Genomic DNA, 18,215 nt, shown 5'->3' on the forward strand with positions numbered 1-18,215 from the left:
AGCGCTCCAAAACTACAGCGGCGGTGCGATGTCGGCCTTGCTGGCCCGCGCGTCTCCGGTGGCGTGCGCGTCCCACCAGCGCTGCCCACCCTCGATGAACTCGTTCATCGGAATCTCGCGCCCCGCGGTGTCGGTGACCGAGATCTTGTCGAACCACACGCGCACATCGAGTTCGCGCGGGTCGATGCCCTCCTCCTGGGAGAACTCGATGACGTGGGCGGCGATGCGCTGATCGAGCACAGTGTCGAAGCTGAGCAACTCGCTCCACAGCGTCCAGCCACTGTCGTCGAGATCGATGAACTCCCACCCGTGCAGCCCGCCGCCGCCGAAGCTCTCGATGGCCTCGTCGAGCTGGTCGAGGCTCAGCGGGAGCACGCGGGCGTCGACGTCGTCCCAGCGCTGGATGCGCAGGGAGGCCGCGACGCGGGTGACTCCGGTAAAGGTGAGCAGAACTTTCGCGTCGATCGGCGCGGGTCCATCCGTGGGTAACGTCAGCACCTCGAGAGCGAGTTGCAGCCGTCCCGCCGCGGCATCCACTTCTACCCCTAGACACGTGGATTCGGACAAAGCGGTATTCAAGCCGTTGATGTCGAAACTGTCGAGTAGCCCCCTGCTCACGTTCATGCGCCCAGGCTACCGATCTGGCCGCCCAGATCCCAGGATTTAAGATTTTCTCTAGTGTTCTCGTTTTTATGGAACCGAATCGGTCCCGCTTGCGTCCAAGTAGATGTCGGGACAAACACGCTCCACGAATCCCGACGTCAGCGGCGAACGACCGCTCCGGGATGACATGGAGGGGAGTCCCGGATCGGTCGTTCCCGGCTGGTTCCACCCGGCTGTCGGCGTCGTCGGCAGCCGGTTCCCGTTGACTGTGTGCTGACCGATAGCTGAGGCCCGCGCGACACCTCGTCCTCGCACAGGCTCGCCCGGCGATGCGCGTGGCATGGCAGGATCGAGGCGTGACGAGCTCCGATGTCCCCACCGTGCCGGTGGGTGCGGTACCCGCCGCGTTCGACGACGCGGACCCGGCGCCGGGCGCGCAGCTGCTCGACGTGCGCGAACCCGACGAATGGAACCTCGGGCACGCGCCGGGCGCGATCCACATCCCGATGGTCGACGTGCCCGCCCGCCTCGACGAGCTCGATATCGACGCCGAGCTCTACATCGTGTGCAGGCAGGGTGGCCGGTCCATCGAGGTCGTCCGGTATCTGGCCCACATCGGGTACGAAGCGGTCAACGTCGCGGGGGGCATGGTGGCCTGGCAGCAGACCGGCCGCCCGGTGGTCGCCGACGGCGACCACGAAGCCAAGATCTACTAGTCCGGAAGCGGGGTGCGCGGGTGAGTTCGGTGGTGCAACCATGTGCACGCTGTGGTGCGCGGTGGGCCGTGCAGGGCGCGCCGATGCACTGGTGCCCGCGCTGCCGAGGGGTGCTGCTCTCGCCCGGCAAGGTCGACGCGCCGCCCGCCCAGCGCAACTACCGCTGGGTCGCGCGCCGACCCGACCATCGCACCCGTAAGGCGGGCGCGACCACCCCGGCCCCCCTCGGGCCCACTCCGCGCTACACCGAGACCCCGCGCTGGGGTCTGCTCGATCCGCCGCCGTCGGCGTCCCCCGCGCCGGAGCGCCCGCTGCGCGGCCTCGCCGCCCGCCGCGACCGGCTGCTGGTCGCCACCACGATCGCGTTCCTGCTCGCCGGCCTCGCCGAATACGGCCGCTACCTGATCCTGTTGCAGAACCGCGCCCGGCTCATCCCCGGCTGGCTGCTGTCGATCTCCGACGCGACGGTGCTGGTGTTCGGCGTCATCGCGCCGATCTGTGCGCTGGTGGCGGCCGTATCGCTGGTCGCCTGGCTGATCGAAGCGCGCACGATCGTGTTCACGGCCTACGGCAAGCGCGATCCGCGCAGGCGGTGGTCGCTGATCGCGGGCTGCCTTGTGCCGGGCGTGAATCTGATCTGGCCGGGCGTTTTCCTCATCGAACTACTCGGCGGCGACCCTGATCCGCGTTCGCGGCGGGCGGTGCGGATCTGGTGGGCCGCTTGGGTGTTCAGCGGACTGCTGTTGCTCGCGGCGACGCTGTGGCGCGACGCGTCGACCCTGCAGGCCGAGGCCGACGGCGTCTCGTTCACCGGTTTCACCAACCTGTGCGCGGCCGGCTTCGCGGTGCTCACGCTGTGGATGGTGCGCACGCTGGAAGGCCGTGACCTGCGTGGCGAGGTCAGGTCGGCGCATCGCTGGGTGATGGCGGCCGATCCCGCCGAGGTCGTTATCGCGCCGGTCGAGCCGGGCGCCGTCGCGGTGCGCGACAACGCCGGGCACGATGAGGTCGAACGCGCGGATTCTGTCCGGACAGGCGAGAATACGCAGGAGGAGGTCGTGGCCAAGTGAGCCAGAGCAATCGCCCACCCTTCGTGGTGGCGCATCGCGGCGCGTCCGCGGCGAAGCCCGAGCACACCCTCGCCGCGTACGAGCTAGCCCTGCAGGAGGGCGCCGACGGTGTCGAATGCGACGTCCGGCTCACCCGCGACGGTCACCTGGTCTGCGTGCACGATCGCACCGTCGACCGCACCGCCGATGCCACCGGGCTGGTCAGCGAACTCACGCTGGACGAGTTGCGCGACATGAACTTCGGCACCGAGGAACAGCCACAGGGCGTGCTCGCGCTCAGTGATCTGATCGGCCTGGTCCTCGACTGGCGCACCCGCCCGACCAAGCTGTTCATCGAGACCAAGCACCCGGTGCGCTACGGCGCCCTGGTGGAGAACAAGGTGCTCGCCGAACTCCAGCGTTTCGGCATCGCCACGCCCGCGTCGGCCGACCATTCCCGTGCGGTGGTGATGTCGTTCGCCGCGACCGCGGTCTGGCGGATCCGCCGTGCCGCGCCGCTGCTGCCGACGGTGCTGCTGGGCGAATCGTCGCGATTCCTCGGCGGGGGCGCGGCCACCACGGTCGGCGCGACGGCGGTGGGCCCGTCGGTGAAAACCCTGCGCGAGCATCCCGAACTGGTCGACAAGGCCGCCGCGGCGGGCCGGGCCACCTACTGCTGGACCGTTGACGATCCCGAAGACGTGACGTTGTGCGCCGACCTCGGCGTCAGCTGGGTCGCGACCAACCACCCCGGTCGCACCAAAGCTCTACTCGCCGGAGTCTGACCGGACGCGGCCTGGGCAGGGGGCGCGGTGAGCGAATCCGCTGCTCGGCCATAAACTCCACCCGTGGGTAAAAGCAAGCGGAACAGTCCGAAGCCCGACAGTAATCGGGCTCAGCGTCTCGCGCAGCGGCGTGCGGCGCAGGAGCAGGCATCCGCGGCCGTGTCACGGCCGTTCGAGGGGCTTGCCGCCGAATGTGATCTGGTGGCGCTGCGGGAGTTCGTGCCGTCGGCGACCGCGACCTTGAAGCTCGCGTCCGGTGTGGCCGCGCAGCGTGAGGTCACCCTGGCGACGGTGCTACCCGGTGCGGTGGCCGCGCTGGTGCGCGCGGGCGACGAGCCGGTCGGCTTCGTCGGCACGCAGATGCAGTTCCGCGGCGAGGACCCGTCGGCCGATATCGCGGCGGCGATCCTGTGGACCCAGTCGGCCGAGGCAGGCGAGTCGCTGAACTCCGCCGACGCCGTCGACGGTGGTCCGCGCCTGGCCGACGTGATCGATCCCGGTGCCGACCTCGAGCTCACCGTGCACCAGGACTTCGACTGGTGGGTGCCCGAGGGTGTCACGCCGGATCCGCAGGTGGCGGCGACGATCGAGCAGGCCAAGCAGGCCATCATGCCGTCGGCGCGGCTGGACCTCGGCCCGGATTCCGTCGGCGCGGCCTGGTGGGTCGACGCGGGCGAGAAGGCGCACGTGCGCTGGGTGCGTCCCGAGGACGAGGACGCGCTGATGCTGGCGCTGGCTCGCGTGCACGCCACCGGTGGCCTGCACCTGGGCGAGGGTTCGCGGTTCGCTGGTTCGTTCCGCACGCACGGCCTGCTGGTGCCGGTGTTCGATCTCGATCCCGAGCGGCATCCGGCCGAATGGGAAGCTCCCGCACGGGAGTTCGGTGCCCGCCTGGCCGAAGCGCTGGCGTCGGACGCGCCGATGACCACCGAAGAGCGCCGTTCGCGCGATGGTCTGCGTTCGCGTCAGGTCACCCTGCGCTGAACTTAATGAAACATGTCTCTTTCACAGATCTGGTCGGCTAGGTTCACAGCTCAGCCGACCAATCGGTGATGACGAAAGTAAGAGGCATCGTGGAATTTCTAGGATCTATCGCCGGTCTCGCCCAGATCTTGATCGGCACCGTGCTGGCCAACACCGGCTCGGGTGGCTCCGGCTCCGGCTGGTAAACGCGCAGAAAGGATTCGGCTCGCTGCCGCGAGCCGAATCCTTCCGCGTTCGAACTAGACGCTGCCGCCGGCGACCGAGGGTGCGCCGGAGGCGTCCTTCGGGGTGCTCAGCTCACGCCACATGAACGCCTCCAGGTCGAACAGGTTCGACCCGGCGCGATCGGCGATATTGAGCAGCGTGGTCATGTGCGCCACTTCCTCGACCTGCTCCTTCAGGAACCACTGCATGAACTGCTCGCCGAGGTAATCGCCCTCTTCACGGGCGGTGCTGGCCAGCTGGACGATCTGATCGGTGACCGTCTTCTCCTGGGCCAGCGCCAGTTCGATCGGCTCACGGGCGGTCTCGAACTTCGACTTCGCCGCATCGATGCCCGAGATCTCCACGGAGATGTCGCGGTCGACGAAATACTGCACGATCATCATCGCGTGATTTCGCTCTTCCACCGACTGGGCGTAGAAGCGCTTGGCGAGCTGCGGCAAGTCGTTGTTGTCGAACCACACCGCGATCGCGATGTACTGGTGCTCGGCGTTGAACTCATGCCGGATCTGGTCTTGGAGCAGAGTGTGGAACTTGCTACGCGGGGCTTCCGGATGAATCGACATGACGGCAACATTAATGCTGGTCATAGGGGGTTGTCATCCAAGTGCAGCCTTATTGAGGACAGTATTCCCTAACCAAGTATTTCCTAACTCGCGCCTGCCATTCGGGGTGCGGTGGTATCGACGCGCACCGTGCCGCGCAGTTCACGACGGATGAATTCCTCGACGTCGAACAGGTTGTCCTGACGATCGAGCACGGTCAGCAGGGTGGTCATTCCCGCGACATCGTCGACCTGTTCGCCGAGGAACCATTGCATGAATTGTTCGCCGAGGAAATCATTTGTCTCACGCGCGGCCGCGGCGAGACCACTGATCTGCCCGGTGGTGACCCGTTCCCGGTCGAGCAGAAAGGCGATCGCGGCGCGTGGGGAATCGAATTCCGAGCGCACTTCGTCGAGCCGGCCGATCGAGATCGGCACATCGCGGTCGAGCAGGTACTGCACCATGCGCATGGCGTGTCCATGATTGGCCGTCGAGCGCGCGTAGGTCTGCGCGGCCAGCTCGGGTAAGTCCTGCGCGTCGAAATAGACGGCGGCGGCAAGATATTGATGGGCCGCGGTCAGACCCGCTCTGACCTGGTCACGAAGCATTTCGGCGAACGACAGGTTCTCGGACATGCCATCGACGTTACCGCGTGAGCAGCTCCTCCGGAATCTGCTGATCGGTCGCGAGCGCCTCGAAGAAACCAGAGGCCTTCGCCTTGTCCCAGAGCAACACGTTGCCCACGTCGGTGTCGTCGAATCCGCCGATCGGCACGCTGGTGGTGACGGTGTCACCGCGCATCGCCCAGCCGAGTGCGGCCAGGTTCCAGATGTGGTCACCGTCGTCGACCTTCAGCGACCCCGCGACCCCGGTTGCCATGGGCCACAGGGCGAACGGATTCGCGAGGGTGCCCGCGCCCGTCGCCTTCTTCAGCAGCGCGGCCATGAACATCCGCTGGCGGTTCATCCGGTCGACATCGGCGGTCGGGGTCGCGCGGGTGCGCACGAATCCGAGGGCCTGCGGGCCGGACAGTTTCTGACAGCCCGCGGCCAGGTCGAGCCCGGCCAGCGGGTCGACGATCGGCTCGTCCAGGCACATCTCGATCCCGCCGATCGCGTCGACCACGCTCGCGAAACCACCGAACCCGATCTGGGCGTAATGATCGATCCGCACGCCCGTTGCGACCTCCACCGTCTGGACCAGCAACGGCGCGCCGCCCAGCGCGAACGACGCGTTGAGCTTGTCCTTGCCATGGCCGGGAATGCTCACGTAGGAGTCGCGCGGCAGGCTGACCATCGTGGTCGGGCCGGAGGACGGGATGTGCACCATCATGATCGTGTCGGTGCGCTCGGGTCCGGTGTCGCCGCCGGTCGCGAGTTCCTGTTCCTGCTCGGTCGAGAGGTCACCGCGACCGTCGGAGCCGACCAGCAGCCAGTTGGTGCCGGGGGTATTGCTCACGCGGTCGCTGTAGGACGGGAGCGCGGTGATGCGGGTCAACGAGTTGTCCAGGTGCACGACCGCGGCGATCAGACCGGCGATCAACAGCACGACGATCACCATGAACCACCGGAACGGATGACGTCTGCGCCTGCGTTTCGGTGGCTGCGCCTGTCTGCCGCCGGGCGGCGGGGGCGTGCGGCGCGGCGGGAGACCGTCGTGATGGGGGACCGGACGTTGCGTCGGGGCGTGCCGGACCTGGTCGCGACGGGGAACCGGCTGTTCACGGCGTGGGGGTTGTTGGCGCCGGGGTTCGACCCGCTCGTGTGGCATCTGCGAATACGCCAGCGGCTGGTCGCCGGAGTTGCCGCGGTGCAGCACCTGGGTGGGTTCGACGTGCGAGGCACCGCGCCGAGGCGCCGGGTTGTAGCGGACAGTCGGCCCGTCCTCGGGATTCTGGCGCCGATCGTGGCCAGGCGGCCGGCCATAGCGCGGATCCGGGGGCATCGCGCGACCCTGCGGCGGCACAGGACGACCTTGTGGGGGCACGGCGGGACCGCCTGGGCGGCCGGAGGTCGGCGGCACCCGGCGTCTACGGGGGTCCTCGCGGGGGTCGTCGCCGTTCATCACCGTCAAACTCTACTGATCGTCGGGGGCGCGGGCGGGTTCTGCGCGCGCGGTCACTACTGGGATACCCCGCGCGAGGGTCACTGTTATCGCGAAACGCGGTGATGTGGTGAAACTCGCCGCGACACGCCGTCCACATCAGTGACCGGGCGCGCCGGTACGACGCTGGAAACCCCGGTTGACCGGCGGCCTGCCCACGCCGCTGACCATGTCCGGAGTAGCGATCACGGCAACCAGCCGACGCGCCCCCGCAGCACGTTGTAGCCGAGGTAGGCGACCGCGTCGATCGTCGCGTGGGCCAGGATCAGCGGCCACAGCCGGTTGGTGCGCTGCCAATAGCGCCCGAAGATCAGACCCATCACCAGATTGCCCAGCCCGCCGCCGATCCCCTGGTACAGGTGGTAACTGCCGCGCAACAGCGCCGACGCGGCCAGCGACGAGTTCTCCGACCAGCCGAGCCTGCGCAGCCGGGTGAGCAGATAGCCGACCACCAGCACTTCCTCGGCGACGGAATTCGCACACGCCGACAGGATCAGCACCGGCAGCCGCCACCAGTGCTCCGACAGCGAACTCGGCACAATCGTCACGCTCACGCCCATCGCGTGCGCCACCAGATACAGCGCGAGTCCCGGCAACCCGATCACCGCCGCCAGCACCAGCCCCGCCACGATATCGCCGCGCCTGATCCGCGCCAGCCCGATCAGGCGCGGCCCGATTCCACTGCGCCACAACAGATAGAGCCCCAGCGCCGCCCACGCCATCAGCCGCGTCACCCCGACGAGCTGGAACAGCAGATCCAGGAACGAGTTGTTCGACCGCGACGCGTTCAACGCCACCGTCCGTCCCCCGACCCCACCCGGCGACAACGCCGAGTCGAGCAGCGACAGACCGGCGCTGATCCCACTCAACCCGAAGGTCACGAGCAGCACGACCGCGATCTCGACCCGCAGCCCGAACCTGTCCCGCTCACTCAGCGGGGCCTCCGGAGAATCGACACGCATGCCGCGCAGTGTAAGCACTCGATCGTGTCAGCCCGCCCTGTCGACACCCGTGCACCCAGCCTGGGCCGGGTAACCCTGGGATGTCCCTACCCAAAGGGCCGCCAGGGCCCCGCTCGAGCGCGCCAGCGCTCCAAGCACACAGCTACCAGTACCGCACTGTCAGTCCCGATCCATGCTCCAAGAGCGCAGATCAAATGCGACGCAAACCGTTCAAGAACGGGCAACCGGCCAGGACACGAACCGCCCGGCTCAGCGATTCGATGTCATCGGCAGGGGTGGGGAAGGGTAGCCGGACGTCGTGATCGCCGTCGTTGCTCTCGACCCGCAGCGTGAGCCCATAGCGGTCGATGGCGAGCGGATGCACCAGCCCGCCGCGCAACCGAGTCGGCAGGTGGCGCGCCAGCTGGGCGACGACATCGGCGTGATCCTCGGACATGTGTTGCAGCCAGGCGCTTTCCAGCTCGCAGAACGGGTCGGCCGTGGCGGCGCGCAGATCGGCGTGATCGACGGACTCGGCACCCGCGGTGTCGGCCAGCACCGCCGAATTCACCACGATCCGCAGCAGCGTCACCCCGTGGCCGACATCGAGCAGCCCCGGATGCGGGTACTCCTTGGCGATTTCGACGGCGAGCGCGCGCTGTGCCTGCTCCGGTACCTGTCGCACCCATCCGCGCAACCACACCAGCGCCCGCACCGGCTCGCGCAGCGGCAGCGGCGCGTGATCGGTGAGCTCCAGCACCGCCGAGGTCTCGTTGGCCGTGGCGGCCAGCGCGGCCGCGAGCGAGGATCCGGGCACCGCGATCACCGCATCGCCGCAACGGCGCAGGTGATGCAGCGTGGTGGGAACCGGATCGATCCCGGGGAGCGCGAGCACCGCCGTCTCGGCATGAGCGCACGCACTGCGTACCCGCTCGGCGGTGGTCGGCGCGAGGATCGTGGTGGGGCTCGACATGACAACCTCCGCGAACGTTTGATTAGGTAAACCTAAGCTAAGTTACAAACGCTCGCCACGCAAGAGGACACCCCGAAGAATCGAGCCGATACGGTGGACCGATGACGCACGACGACCACGGCGACGACCATTCCGCCCCCGCCGCCGAACCCGTCCTGCTGAACCTGTCGGCCCCCGCCCGCCGCAGCCTGGTAGCCGACCTGGTCCGCCCCGCGGGCAGTTCCCCCACCCCCGTCGATGTCGACATCCCCGACCCCGACCTGACCGCCTTCCTGGCCGGCATAGCCCACGCCGACCACGGCTTCACCGCCAGCACTACCAGCGGCCCCCGCGCCCTCGCAGTAGTCGCAGGCACCGTGGCGGCCCTCTGCGGCGAAGACATCCCCACCGCCCTCACCACCCCCGACCTCGCCTTCCTGAAATCACTGAAGCCCGCCGCCATCGAGGCCACCCGCACCGTCCTGCTGGCCATAGAAACCCCCAACGAACAGGCAATCACCGAAGCCCTACGCGTACTGGATCGCTAACCCCACAGCCTGGGCCGGGTAACCCCCTGTACGCAACCCCGAACCACCAAACCCCGATATGTCCCTGCCACACATCCCGCCACCGCGTCACATACCGAACCTTCGAGTCCGAAACCCAGCCGACGCCAGCCGCTAAAGTTGCAATGTGCCGTCTATTGCGTATTTCGGACCATCCGGAACCTTCACCGAGATGGCTCTGGCGAAGTTCGAGAACTCGGGTGCCTTCGACGCCCCGGTGGAGCGCGTCGCCGCGCCGAGCCAAGGCGCGGCGCTGGACCTGATTCGCACCGGCCACGTCGACGGCGCGGTCGTGCCGATCGAGAGCTCGGTGGAGGGCTCGATCCCGGCAACCCTAGACTCCCTCGCCATCGGCCCCCGCCTGCAGATCATGGCCGAAACCGAGCTCGAGGTGACCTTCACGATCGTGGCGCGACCCGGCACCTCGCTGGCCGAGGTCCGCACGCTGGCCGCGTATCCGGTGGCGGCGGCGCAGGTCAGGGAGTGGGTGGCACGAAACATGCCCGATGCGCGTCCCTTCACCTCGGCGTCCAACGCCGCCGCCGCCGAAGACGTGGCCGCCGGGACAGCCGACGCCGCTGTCTCGACCACCCTGGCAGGCGAACGACTCGGCCTGGCCACCCTGGCCGACGGCGTGGCCGACCACGACCAGGCCATCACCCGCTTCGTCCTGGTCACCCGGCCGGGCGTCGCCCCGCATGTCACCGGTGCCGACCGCACCTCCGTCGTGCTCGAACTGCCCAACGAGCCCGGATCGCTGATGCGCGCGTTCGCCGAATTCGCCACGCGCGGGGTCGATCTCACCCGCATCGAGTCGCGCCCGACCCGAACGGGCATGGGCACCTATCGGTTCTACCTCGACTGTGTCGGTCACATCGATGACCCGGCCGTCGCCGAAACATTGAAAGCCTTGCACCGCACCGTCCAGATCCGATTCCTCGGATCATGGCCCGCGACAGCGGCTCTCGGCTCGCCACCGCCGTCGGACGAACCTGCGGCAGAATGGTTGACGCAATTGCGAAAGGGGGTCGCGGACCTATGACTACCCGCGCGAAACTGATTCTGGTGCGACACGGCGAGACCGAGGGCAATGTCGCGAAGATCCTCGACACCGCGCTGCCCGGCCTGCCACTGACCGAACGTGGTGTGGCACAGGCGAAAACATTCGGCGCCGGCCTGGAGCGCGCACCCCAGGTGCTGGTCTCGTCGGACGCGCTACGCGCCCGCCAGACTGCGAGCCACATCGAAGAGGCCACCGGCACAAAGGCATACGTGCTCGATGGCCTCTACGAGGTGCAGGTCGGCGACCTGCACGGCCGCTCCGACAAGGAAGCACACGACCTCTTCCAGCAGATCTACCGCGGCTGGCATCTCGGCGAACTCGACGTCCACGCCCCCGGCGGCGAATCCGGCCACGAGGTACTTGCCCGCATCCTGCCCGTCCTCGAAGGCCTGCGCGAGGAGTTCCTGACCGACGACGCCGACGGTGACGTGGTGGTCGTCAACCACGGTGCGGCAATGCGACTCATCGGCAAGGCGCTGGCCGGGGTGGCGCCCCCGTTCACCACGAACAACCACCTCGACAACACCGAAACCATCGAACTGCTCCCGACCGAGGACGGCGGCTGGGAATGCCTACGCTGGGGCAAATTCACCCCACCCTTCACCATCAAGGCAGACCCATCCGCAGACGACCCGATGGGCTGAACGCTTCGGCTGCGCCTACGGTTCGCGGCTGGTGGTGGGGGCGTTTGGTTGGGGCGGTTGCGGGTGGGCCGGGCTTACGCCTTAGTGGCTGCCTCGGTAGGGAATTCGGTGCGGATTGGTAGGGACTCGATGAGGTCGGCTACCGCGGTGCGTAGGCGGGCGTTGGTGCCGCTGGCGATGGACGACCACTTCACCCCGTCGTCGGCGACGCTGGCGGTGATGATGAATCGACCTGCGCGCGTGTTGAATACGGCGATGTGGTTGTCCTGGATGTCGCGGGTGCCGTCACCGTAGGCCACGCCGACGATCTCGGCGTAGGAGTGGATCTCCACCAGCGCCGAGGCCAGTGCCTGTGCGTCGGTGGCCGGATTGCCCACCTTGCTCAGGCGCTTCGCGGTAGCGGCCGCGTCACCGGTGTCGCCGAAGATCGGCGCCAATTGTTCGGTGGGAGCGTTCATTCCGTACAGCTCGAGCGCTTCGACCGGCCCGAGTGCCTGCAGCACCGCACCGGGCAGGTCGAGACCCGCGTCGTCGATGACGTAGGACTCCGGCCCGCGCAGGGCGACGACCGCGCGGTCGTCGCCCTGCGCCAGACAGAATCGGTTGACCTGGCCTGCCACCACCCAGCGCAGCGCGATGATCCACTGCGGCCGGTAGAGCACCCGCAGCCGTTCGGCGAGCTCGGGTGCCACCACCTGGCCGAACAGCAGTTCGCGTTCGGCCAGGGCGGCCTCTGCCACGTTCATGGCGGCGTCGTGCGCGGTGACGTTGTCATAGCGGCCCATGGCGTCGAGCACCACGGGCATCTCGTCGAATTCCAGTTTCTCCAGGAGGAACTGCATGTCGTCGAGCGAGAGCACGACGGCGCCGAGCAGCGAACCTCCGCTGCCCGAGCCGAGAACCGTCACTTGGCCGATCCGGTGAGGTCGGCGCCGATCACACCTTCGGCCGCGTAACGACCGTCGGTGAACTCGTCGGAGCGCACGTAGTCGATGCCATCGTGCTCGTCGTCTTCCTCGCCCTTCTGCCGGTTGCCCATCAGCGGGTTGGCGCCGGTGCCGGTGTTGCGCACGGGTGCGGTATCGGCGCGGTTGACGACCGCCTCCGACACCGGCGCGCTCGCCGCCGCGTTCGCGGCGGGCGCGCCCCAGCCCTCTGGCAGCTTCAGCGAACCCGCGCTGACGCCACCGAGACTGGCCGAGGTTGTGGCCATGCCACCGACAGCGGCACCGGCGACACCGATACCCGCCATAGCGGGGGCGACGGCAGCGGTACTCGCGGGTGCGGTGGCCGCCGAGATCGCGGACGCGCCGATCTGACCGACCGTGCTGACACCGCTGGTGAGCACGCCACCGGCGGTGTTGGCCGCTTGGGTGGCCGCGCTGATCACGCCGGGGTTGGACACGAAGGCCTGCGCCGCTGCGACCGCGGTCTGCAGCGGATCGCCACCACCGAAGTCGCCCGACGCCGAACCCGCGCCGCTGGCGATCGGCGGCGGCATGGTGAACTCGCTGGGGACGGCGACGGTGGCCGAAGTGGCGGCCTCGTAGGTCTCCATCACCAGGGCGGCGCGGATGTCCATGGCGTGGCGCGCGACTTCGGCGACCTCGAAGGCGCCGGAGACGACACCGGGCGGGTTGGCCGAAGCGGCCACCGCGGCGTTGGTGCCGATGATCTCGGGCAGGCTCGGCATCGCGATCGAGGCGACGGTGTAGGCGGTGGCGTTGGCCGCGCACTTGCCGCTGATCGCCGCGGCCGCGATGCCCTGCTGGCTGGCCCAGCCCGCGAACGGGGCAAGACGGGCGAGCGCGGCGATACCGTTGACGCCCTGGAGGCCGACACCGACCTCCGCGATCACGCGCGTGATGGTGAAGGCGGCGTCGCCCCACGCGGCGGCCAGCGTGCCCCACGACGTGGCGGCGGCGCTGATCGGGATCGCGTGTGCGCCCGCGTTGAGCGTGGTGGAGTTCATTTCGGCCATACGAGGCAGCCAGAAAACCCCGGTGATCCCTGCGGTCATGCTTGTTTCTCCCCTGAGTAAATGATCGTCGACAGGATCGGGCGACTACACCTGGATGGCGTTGATCGTCGCCGCCCGGACCACGTCTTCCCCGATGTTCGTGGCCAGCTGTGAGCGCAGCGTCGCGGCGGCGTGATGCAGCTCGAGGATCGCCTGGGCGACCGATCCGTCGTGCTTGCCCGCCGCGGTGTTGAAGTGGGTCGCCGCGAGCAGCGACACCTCTTCGGCGCCGGAGGGCAGCACATGCGTGGTCGGCCCGGCGAGCCCGGCCGCGATGGCGAGGCGCTCGGCGAGCAGATCCAGCTCCGCGGATGCGGCGAGGACGATTTCAGGTGCGATGAGAACGTGTCCAACCATGACCCGACTCCTTCTGGTGGCGGCTATCGGGAACCACGAGAATTCCCCCTACGAGTACTAGGACGCGAGAGCGGGTCATTCGGTTCCATCGATTCCCCACCCAGTTTCGCTATCCCCATCCCAGCTCATGCAACCGGTCGTCGTCAATCCCGAAATGGTGTGCTATTTCATGGATCACGGTGATCGCGACTTCCTCGACCACCTCGTCGTCGGTGTTGCAGATGTCGAGAATAGCGTCTCGGTAGATCGTGATGGTATCCGGCAACGATCCAGCGTAGTAGCTGTCGCGCTCGGTCAGGGCGATCCCGTGGTACAGCCCCAGCAGCGACGGTTCCTCGTCGTTCCGGGGCTCTACCAGCACCACAACATTGTCTATGGCACCCGACAGTTCCGCCGGAATCTGGTCGAGGGCATCGCTCACCAGCTCTTCGAAACGCCGCTCCGGCATCCGCTCGGACAACGTCACCTCGGCTGGGGCTGCGGCGGCAGCGGCGCGGCGCCCGGCAGCGGGGCCGGCGTGGAGCGTCCGGAGTTCGGCGGGGGCACCGGAGCCTGTCCGTCGATCAGGATCTCGCCGCGGGCCGAGCCGACGATGGGCGCGAAACCCTCACGGTCGGCGCCTTTTCCGAGCCAGCAGTCCAGTTTGTGGCTGCCCGCGAGCCAGCTGGCGGGCTCCAGATAGTCGAAGAACAGGGTCAGCGTCTTGTTGCGGATCGCGTCCGGGCTGCCGAGGTAGTCGCCGGAGAGCCGGTTGCATTCGGCTTCGACGAACTTGTCCTGCTCGGCTTCCGACGGCGGTCCACCGCTGAAGTTGGTGGCGAGGTCGACGGTGCCGACGATCTCCACCGAGTGCGGCTGGGCGCAGTCGACCGGGTCGGTGGGCAGGTTCTGATTGATGCCGAGGCAGGTGCCGGTGGCGTGCACCTTCGACTGATCGCTCTCGGCCAGCGAGCCGGTGGTGGCCGGGCTGGCGGTGGTGGCCGCCACCTGGACACCGCAGCGCAGGGTCCGGTCGCCGTGCTGCCAACCGGCCGGGCTCGGCGACATCACATTCACCATGAACTTGCCGCGCGGATCGAACCGCCCGCCCAGGTACTTCTGCACGGCGGTGACGCAGTGCTCGTCGCGCAACTCGGTCATCCGCAGCGAATCGGGGTGGCGGGTGCCCTCGGCGAACTCGCGCCCCGGATAGGCGCTGAGGTCGATGACACCCGCCACCTCGAACAGGTGCTTGTCGCCGCAGCCCACCTTCACCAGGTCGCTGCGGTCGGGCTTGGACCAGGTCAGGCAGTCGCCCTGCGCGGCGCTGCTGAACTCCTTGTCCCGCACCACCGGTTCGGCACCGGGCTGATGCGCTTCCACCTTGTCGGTGTCGAAGCCGGTCACGGCCATGGTGACCATGGCCGCGATGATCGCCCCGAAGGCGCCTATCAGCAGCCCCCAACGCAGTTTCGTCGCGGACAGGTGCAGGGCGCCGCCACGGCTGGGCGCGGCACGGTCTTCGGCTCGATTGCCCTCGGCTTGGTTGCTCTGCTTCTTCGACATCGACGACGAGTGTATTTGCCGTTGCGGACTCTCGGGTCAGCCCCGCAGAGCTGACACGAAGATGCCGGGTACGCGGCGCAGCTTGCCGTCGCCGTAGAAATCGGTCAGCTTGCGGCCGGTGGCGGTGCCGGTCTTGTTCGAGACGAACCACGGCGGCTTCGGGGTGAGGGCGAACTCTCCGCGCAGGATCGAGCGCGGCGCGGGCCGGAACGGACCGCGGACCACCGTGCGTTCGACGTCGTCGAGGAGGAAGGCGTTGTGTACGACGCCGACGCCGCTCTGGATGTCGTCGAGGGTGTGGCCGGGGTAGGCACCCCAGCTGGCGCGCGGCGTGAGGAACGCGAGCCCGGTCCAGGCATTGAGGGCGACGGTGCCGTAGCGCAGGTCCTCGATCGCGGTGTCGAGTTTCGCGCCGAGCTCGGTGATGGTCGCCGGGTCGGCGATGATGTTGGCGCCCAGGGTGCCCATCAGTTCGTCATTGGCGAAATCGACCGCGTTGCTGAGGAATTCGGCCCCGGCGCCCGGCAGTTCGACCACACCGAGGACGGGGGAGAAGTACTCGGTGCGCAGCAGGGGAGTGTCCGTCGCCGGCAGGTTCTCGACGAGCAACCGGCCGTTGGCGCGAGCGGCGTCGGGGTAGCTCTCCAGCGCGCCGGCGACCCGGTTGTCGCTGCCCGGGTAGTAGGCGGTGCGCGCTGGCGCGGTGTCGATCGCGGCGCGCAGTTCGGTGAGGAACTGCGCCTTGAGCGGCCAGTCGGCGGCGAGCACCACCGTCTGCGCGGCGACGCAGTTGTAGCCACCGTTGTGCAGGCGCTGGGTGGCCACGTGCTCGGCCTGGAACTTCAGATCGGCGGCCGACCAGTCACCGGGAATCACGATGCACGGCGCCACACCGCCGAGTTCGCTGGTGATCGGCTTGTCCAGGATGGGCTCGCCGGTCTTGTCGGCACCCGGACCCCAGACGATCGCGTCGTGGGTGGGCGCGCCGCCGGTCATGTGCACGTGCGCGACCAGCGGATGGTTCACCAGGTAGCCGCCCTCGGGGGCCCCACCGGTGAGGATGCGTACCACACCGAGCTCGATGAACGGCGCGAAGATCGCCTGGAACACCGGCAGCAGCGGATCGGTGATCGGATTGAGCTTGAGCGCGACGACGCGGTTGTTGGCGTAGAGCTCGTAGAGGGTGTCCAGCGGCGCGATCGACATGATGTTGCCCGCGCCGAGCACCGCGCCGACCCCGTTGGTCGCGGCGGGTTCGAGCTGGGCGAGCCCCGCTTTGCGCCGCGCGGTCGCGGCGTCGACACCGGGCTTGAGCCACACATCGGCACTGAACCCGCTCAGCAACAGCTTGTCGTAGAAGCCGTGCGGCAGCGCGGGCACGGCCACCCGGCCGCCGGGCGCGGTGGTGAGTTCGACACCGTCGAGCGGGCTGGTGCCCTGCTCGAGCGCGGCCATCGACTCGCTCAGCGCCGCCGCGCCCGCGAGCATCGTCATCGGGCCCGACATCCACTCCTCGCCGAGCAGCGGGCTGTCGACGTCGAGCTTCTTGATGGTGCGGGCAGCGGCGACCCAAGCCTCGGCGTCGCGGGCGGTCAGCGCGTGCAGTTCGTCGAGCAGTTCGCGGCGGCGACGCAGGTCTGTCGCGGCCCAGGTCTTTTCCCCTTGGGTGAGATCGGCGAGCGCGGTATCGATGACAGCGGTGTCGAAAGAGGTACTCACACCGCAACTATGCCCCTGTGCTGCCCGATTGGCATAGGCCGAAAGATTGAGAGTTGCGTAAACAACTAGGCTTGATTCCCATGATCGACCTCCGATTCCTGCGCGAGAACCCGGAAGCCGTCCGCGCCTCGCAGCGGACCCGCGGTGAGGACCCCGCACTCGTCGACGCCCTGCTCGAGGCCGACGCCGCGCGCCGGGCCGCTGTGGCCACCGCCGACAACCTGCGCGCCGAGCACAAGGCCATGGGCAAGGTGATCGGTAAGGCGAGCAAAGAGGAGCGCCCCGCGCTGCTGGCCGCCGCCACCGACATGTCCGCCAAGGTCAAAGAGGCCGAGCTCGCTCAGCACGCCGCCGATGCCGACTTGGACGCCGCGCAGCGCGCGATCTCCAACGTCGTGCAGGACGGCGCGCCCGCGGGCGGCGAGGACGACTACATCGTGCTCGAAACCGTCGGCACCCCACCGGTTTTCGACTTCGAGCCGAAGGATCACCTCGAGCTCGGTGAGTCGCTGCAGCTGATCGACATGGAGCGCGGCGCGAAGGTGTCGGGCTCGCGGTTCTACTTCATGACCGGCTACGGCGCGCTGCTGCAGCTGGGTCTGCTGCAGCTGGCGGCACAGAAGGCCGTCGCCAACGGCTTCACCATGATGATCCCGCCGGTGCTCGTGCGCCCGGAGATCATGGCGGGCACGGGCTTCCTCGGCCAGCACGCGGCCGAGGTCTACCACCTCGAAGACGACGACCTCTACCTCGTCGGTACCTCGGAGGTGCCGCTGGCCGGCTACCACTCCGACGAGATCCTCGACCTGAGCGCGGGCCCGAAGCGGTACGCGGGCTGGTCGTCGTGCTTCCGCCGCGAGGCCGGTAGCTACGGCAAGGACACCCGCGGCATCATCCGCGTGCACCAGTTCGACAAGGTCGAGATGTTCGTCTACACCACCCCTGAGCAGGCCGATGCCGAGCATCAGCGGCTGCTGGCGTGGGAGCGCGAGATGCTCGCCGCGATCGAGGTGCCCTACCGGGTGATCGACGTGGCCGGTGGCGATCTGGGTAGCTCGGCGGCGCGCAAGTTCGACTGCGAGGCGTGGGTGCCCACCCAGCAGACCTACCGCGAACTCTCCTCCACCTCGAACTGCACCACCTTCCAGGCGCGCAGGCTGTCGGTGCGCTATCGCGACGAGAACGGCAAGGCGCAGGTCGCGGCCACGCTGAACGGCACGCTGGCCACCACGCGCTGGATCGTGGCGATCCTGGAGAACCATCAGCAGGCCGACGGTTCGGTGCGCGTGCCCGCGGCGCTGGTCCCGTTCGTGGGCACCGATATCTTGAAGCCGTAAGCTAGGAGTTTGCCAGCGGTCCATTTGTGGATGTGGCAAACAACCTGACCGATCAACATCTAGG

Annotated in this window: 20 protein-coding genes; 8 read left to right on the forward strand and 12 right to left on the reverse strand. The window is 68.2% G+C overall.

The window, feature by feature from the left end; translation table 11 throughout:
* Positions 1-12: 12 nt before the first annotated feature.
* Entirely contained in the window at positions 13-624 is a 612-nt protein-coding gene (locus ACWZHB_RS28775; protein ID WP_427904891.1) for a hypothetical protein, read from the reverse strand.
* A gap of 335 nt (positions 625-959) precedes the next feature.
* On the opposite strand from ACWZHB_RS28775, the gene ACWZHB_RS28780 reads away from it, so the two are divergent.
* From ACWZHB_RS28780 to ACWZHB_RS28795, 4 genes are all read left to right on the forward strand, one after another.
* Complete coding sequence (locus ACWZHB_RS28780; RefSeq protein WP_427904892.1) at positions 960-1,319, forward strand: rhodanese-like domain-containing protein; 360 nt, start codon at positions 960-962, stop codon at positions 1,317-1,319.
* 29 nt (positions 1,320-1,348) lie between these two features.
* Complete coding sequence (locus ACWZHB_RS28785; protein WP_427904893.1) at positions 1,349-2,389, forward strand: DUF4328 domain-containing protein; 1,041 nt, start codon at positions 1,349-1,351, stop codon at positions 2,387-2,389.
* Entirely contained in the window at positions 2,386-3,153 is a 768-nt protein-coding gene (locus ACWZHB_RS28790) for a glycerophosphodiester phosphodiesterase (protein ID WP_427904894.1), read from the forward strand. The genes ACWZHB_RS28785 and ACWZHB_RS28790 overlap by 4 nt, the downstream gene beginning before the upstream one ends.
* 63 nt (positions 3,154-3,216) lie before the next feature.
* Complete coding sequence (locus tag ACWZHB_RS28795; protein ID WP_427904895.1) at positions 3,217-4,137, forward strand: DUF5926 family protein; 921 nt, start codon at positions 3,217-3,219, stop codon at positions 4,135-4,137.
* A 239-nt stretch (positions 4,138-4,376) separates the two neighbouring features.
* Here the strand turns inward: ACWZHB_RS28795 and ACWZHB_RS28800 are convergent, their stop codons facing one another.
* The 5 genes from ACWZHB_RS28800 to ACWZHB_RS28820 form a co-directional block, all read right to left on the reverse strand.
* The gene (locus ACWZHB_RS28800; RefSeq protein WP_427904896.1) at positions 4,377-4,925 is read right to left on the reverse strand and encodes a ferritin; all 549 of its coding nucleotides are present in this window, start codon (positions 4,923-4,925) and stop codon (positions 4,377-4,379) included.
* 83 nt (positions 4,926-5,008) lie between these two features.
* Positions 5,009-5,539 (reverse strand): ferritin, encoded by a 531-nt coding sequence (locus ACWZHB_RS28805; RefSeq protein WP_427904897.1) that lies wholly within the window; start codon positions 5,537-5,539, stop codon positions 5,009-5,011.
* 10 nt (positions 5,540-5,549) lie between these two features.
* On the reverse strand, positions 5,550-6,968 hold the full coding sequence (locus tag ACWZHB_RS28810; protein ID WP_427909337.1) for an LCP family protein: 1,419 nt from the start codon (positions 6,966-6,968) through the stop codon (positions 5,550-5,552).
* Between the two features lie 224 nt (positions 6,969-7,192).
* Positions 7,193-7,969, reverse strand: a complete 777-nt coding sequence (locus tag ACWZHB_RS28815; RefSeq protein ID WP_427904898.1) for a CPBP family intramembrane glutamic endopeptidase — start codon at positions 7,967-7,969, stop codon at positions 7,193-7,195.
* Between the two features lie 190 nt (positions 7,970-8,159).
* Positions 8,160-8,921, reverse strand: coding sequence for a DUF2470 domain-containing protein (locus ACWZHB_RS28820; RefSeq protein ID WP_266294944.1), 762 nt, complete (start codon positions 8,919-8,921; stop codon positions 8,160-8,162).
* Between the two features lie 101 nt (positions 8,922-9,022).
* Here ACWZHB_RS28820 and ACWZHB_RS28825 point away from each other — a divergent pair, with 101 nt between their 5' ends.
* From ACWZHB_RS28825 to ACWZHB_RS28835, 3 genes are all read left to right on the forward strand, one after another.
* Entirely contained in the window at positions 9,023-9,448 is a 426-nt protein-coding gene (locus ACWZHB_RS28825; protein ID WP_427904899.1) for a citrate synthase family protein, read from the forward strand.
* Between the two features lie 145 nt (positions 9,449-9,593).
* Positions 9,594-10,508 (forward strand): prephenate dehydratase, encoded by a 915-nt coding sequence (gene pheA / locus ACWZHB_RS28830; protein WP_427904900.1) that lies wholly within the window; start codon positions 9,594-9,596, stop codon positions 10,506-10,508.
* Positions 10,505-11,173: a histidine phosphatase family protein gene (locus ACWZHB_RS28835; protein ID WP_427904901.1), complete on the forward strand. Its 669-nt coding sequence runs from the start codon at positions 10,505-10,507 to the stop codon at positions 11,171-11,173. The genes pheA and ACWZHB_RS28835 overlap by 4 nt, the downstream gene beginning before the upstream one ends.
* Before the next feature lie 74 nt (positions 11,174-11,247).
* Here the strand turns inward: ACWZHB_RS28835 and ACWZHB_RS28840 are convergent, their stop codons facing one another.
* The 6 genes from ACWZHB_RS28840 to ACWZHB_RS28865 all read right to left on the reverse strand — a co-directional run bounded on the left by ACWZHB_RS28840 (position 11,248) and on the right by ACWZHB_RS28865 (position 16,814).
* Positions 11,248-12,081 (reverse strand): ESX secretion-associated protein EspG, encoded by an 834-nt coding sequence (locus tag ACWZHB_RS28840; protein ID WP_427904902.1) that lies wholly within the window; start codon positions 12,079-12,081, stop codon positions 11,248-11,250.
* Positions 12,078-13,193 (reverse strand): PPE family protein, encoded by a 1,116-nt coding sequence (locus tag ACWZHB_RS28845; RefSeq protein ID WP_427904903.1) that lies wholly within the window; start codon positions 13,191-13,193, stop codon positions 12,078-12,080. Before ACWZHB_RS28845 ends, ACWZHB_RS28840 begins: the two co-directional genes overlap by 4 nt.
* Before the next feature lie 45 nt (positions 13,194-13,238).
* A complete protein-coding gene (locus ACWZHB_RS28850; RefSeq protein WP_427904904.1) occupies positions 13,239-13,550 on the reverse strand; it encodes a PE family protein in 312 nt (103 codons plus the stop codon).
* Positions 13,551-13,659: 109 nt separating this feature from the next.
* On the reverse strand, positions 13,660-13,998 hold the full coding sequence (locus ACWZHB_RS28855; RefSeq protein WP_427909338.1) for a metallopeptidase family protein: 339 nt from the start codon (positions 13,996-13,998) through the stop codon (positions 13,660-13,662).
* A gap of 14 nt (positions 13,999-14,012) precedes the next feature.
* Positions 14,013-15,095: a septum formation family protein gene (locus tag ACWZHB_RS28860; protein ID WP_427904905.1), complete on the reverse strand. Its 1,083-nt coding sequence runs from the start codon at positions 15,093-15,095 to the stop codon at positions 14,013-14,015.
* A gap of 36 nt (positions 15,096-15,131) precedes the next feature.
* The gene (locus tag ACWZHB_RS28865) at positions 15,132-16,814 is read right to left on the reverse strand and encodes an aldehyde dehydrogenase family protein (protein ID WP_427904906.1); all 1,683 of its coding nucleotides are present in this window, start codon (positions 16,812-16,814) and stop codon (positions 15,132-15,134) included.
* An 80-nt stretch (positions 16,815-16,894) separates the two neighbouring features.
* On the opposite strand from ACWZHB_RS28865, the gene serS reads away from it, so the two are divergent.
* Positions 16,895-18,151: a serine--tRNA ligase gene (gene serS, locus ACWZHB_RS28870; RefSeq protein WP_427904907.1), complete on the forward strand. Its 1,257-nt coding sequence runs from the start codon at positions 16,895-16,897 to the stop codon at positions 18,149-18,151.
* Positions 18,152-18,215: the final 64 nt, after the last annotated feature.

The sequence above is a fragment of the Nocardia sp. FBN12 genome (genome assembly GCF_054031145.1).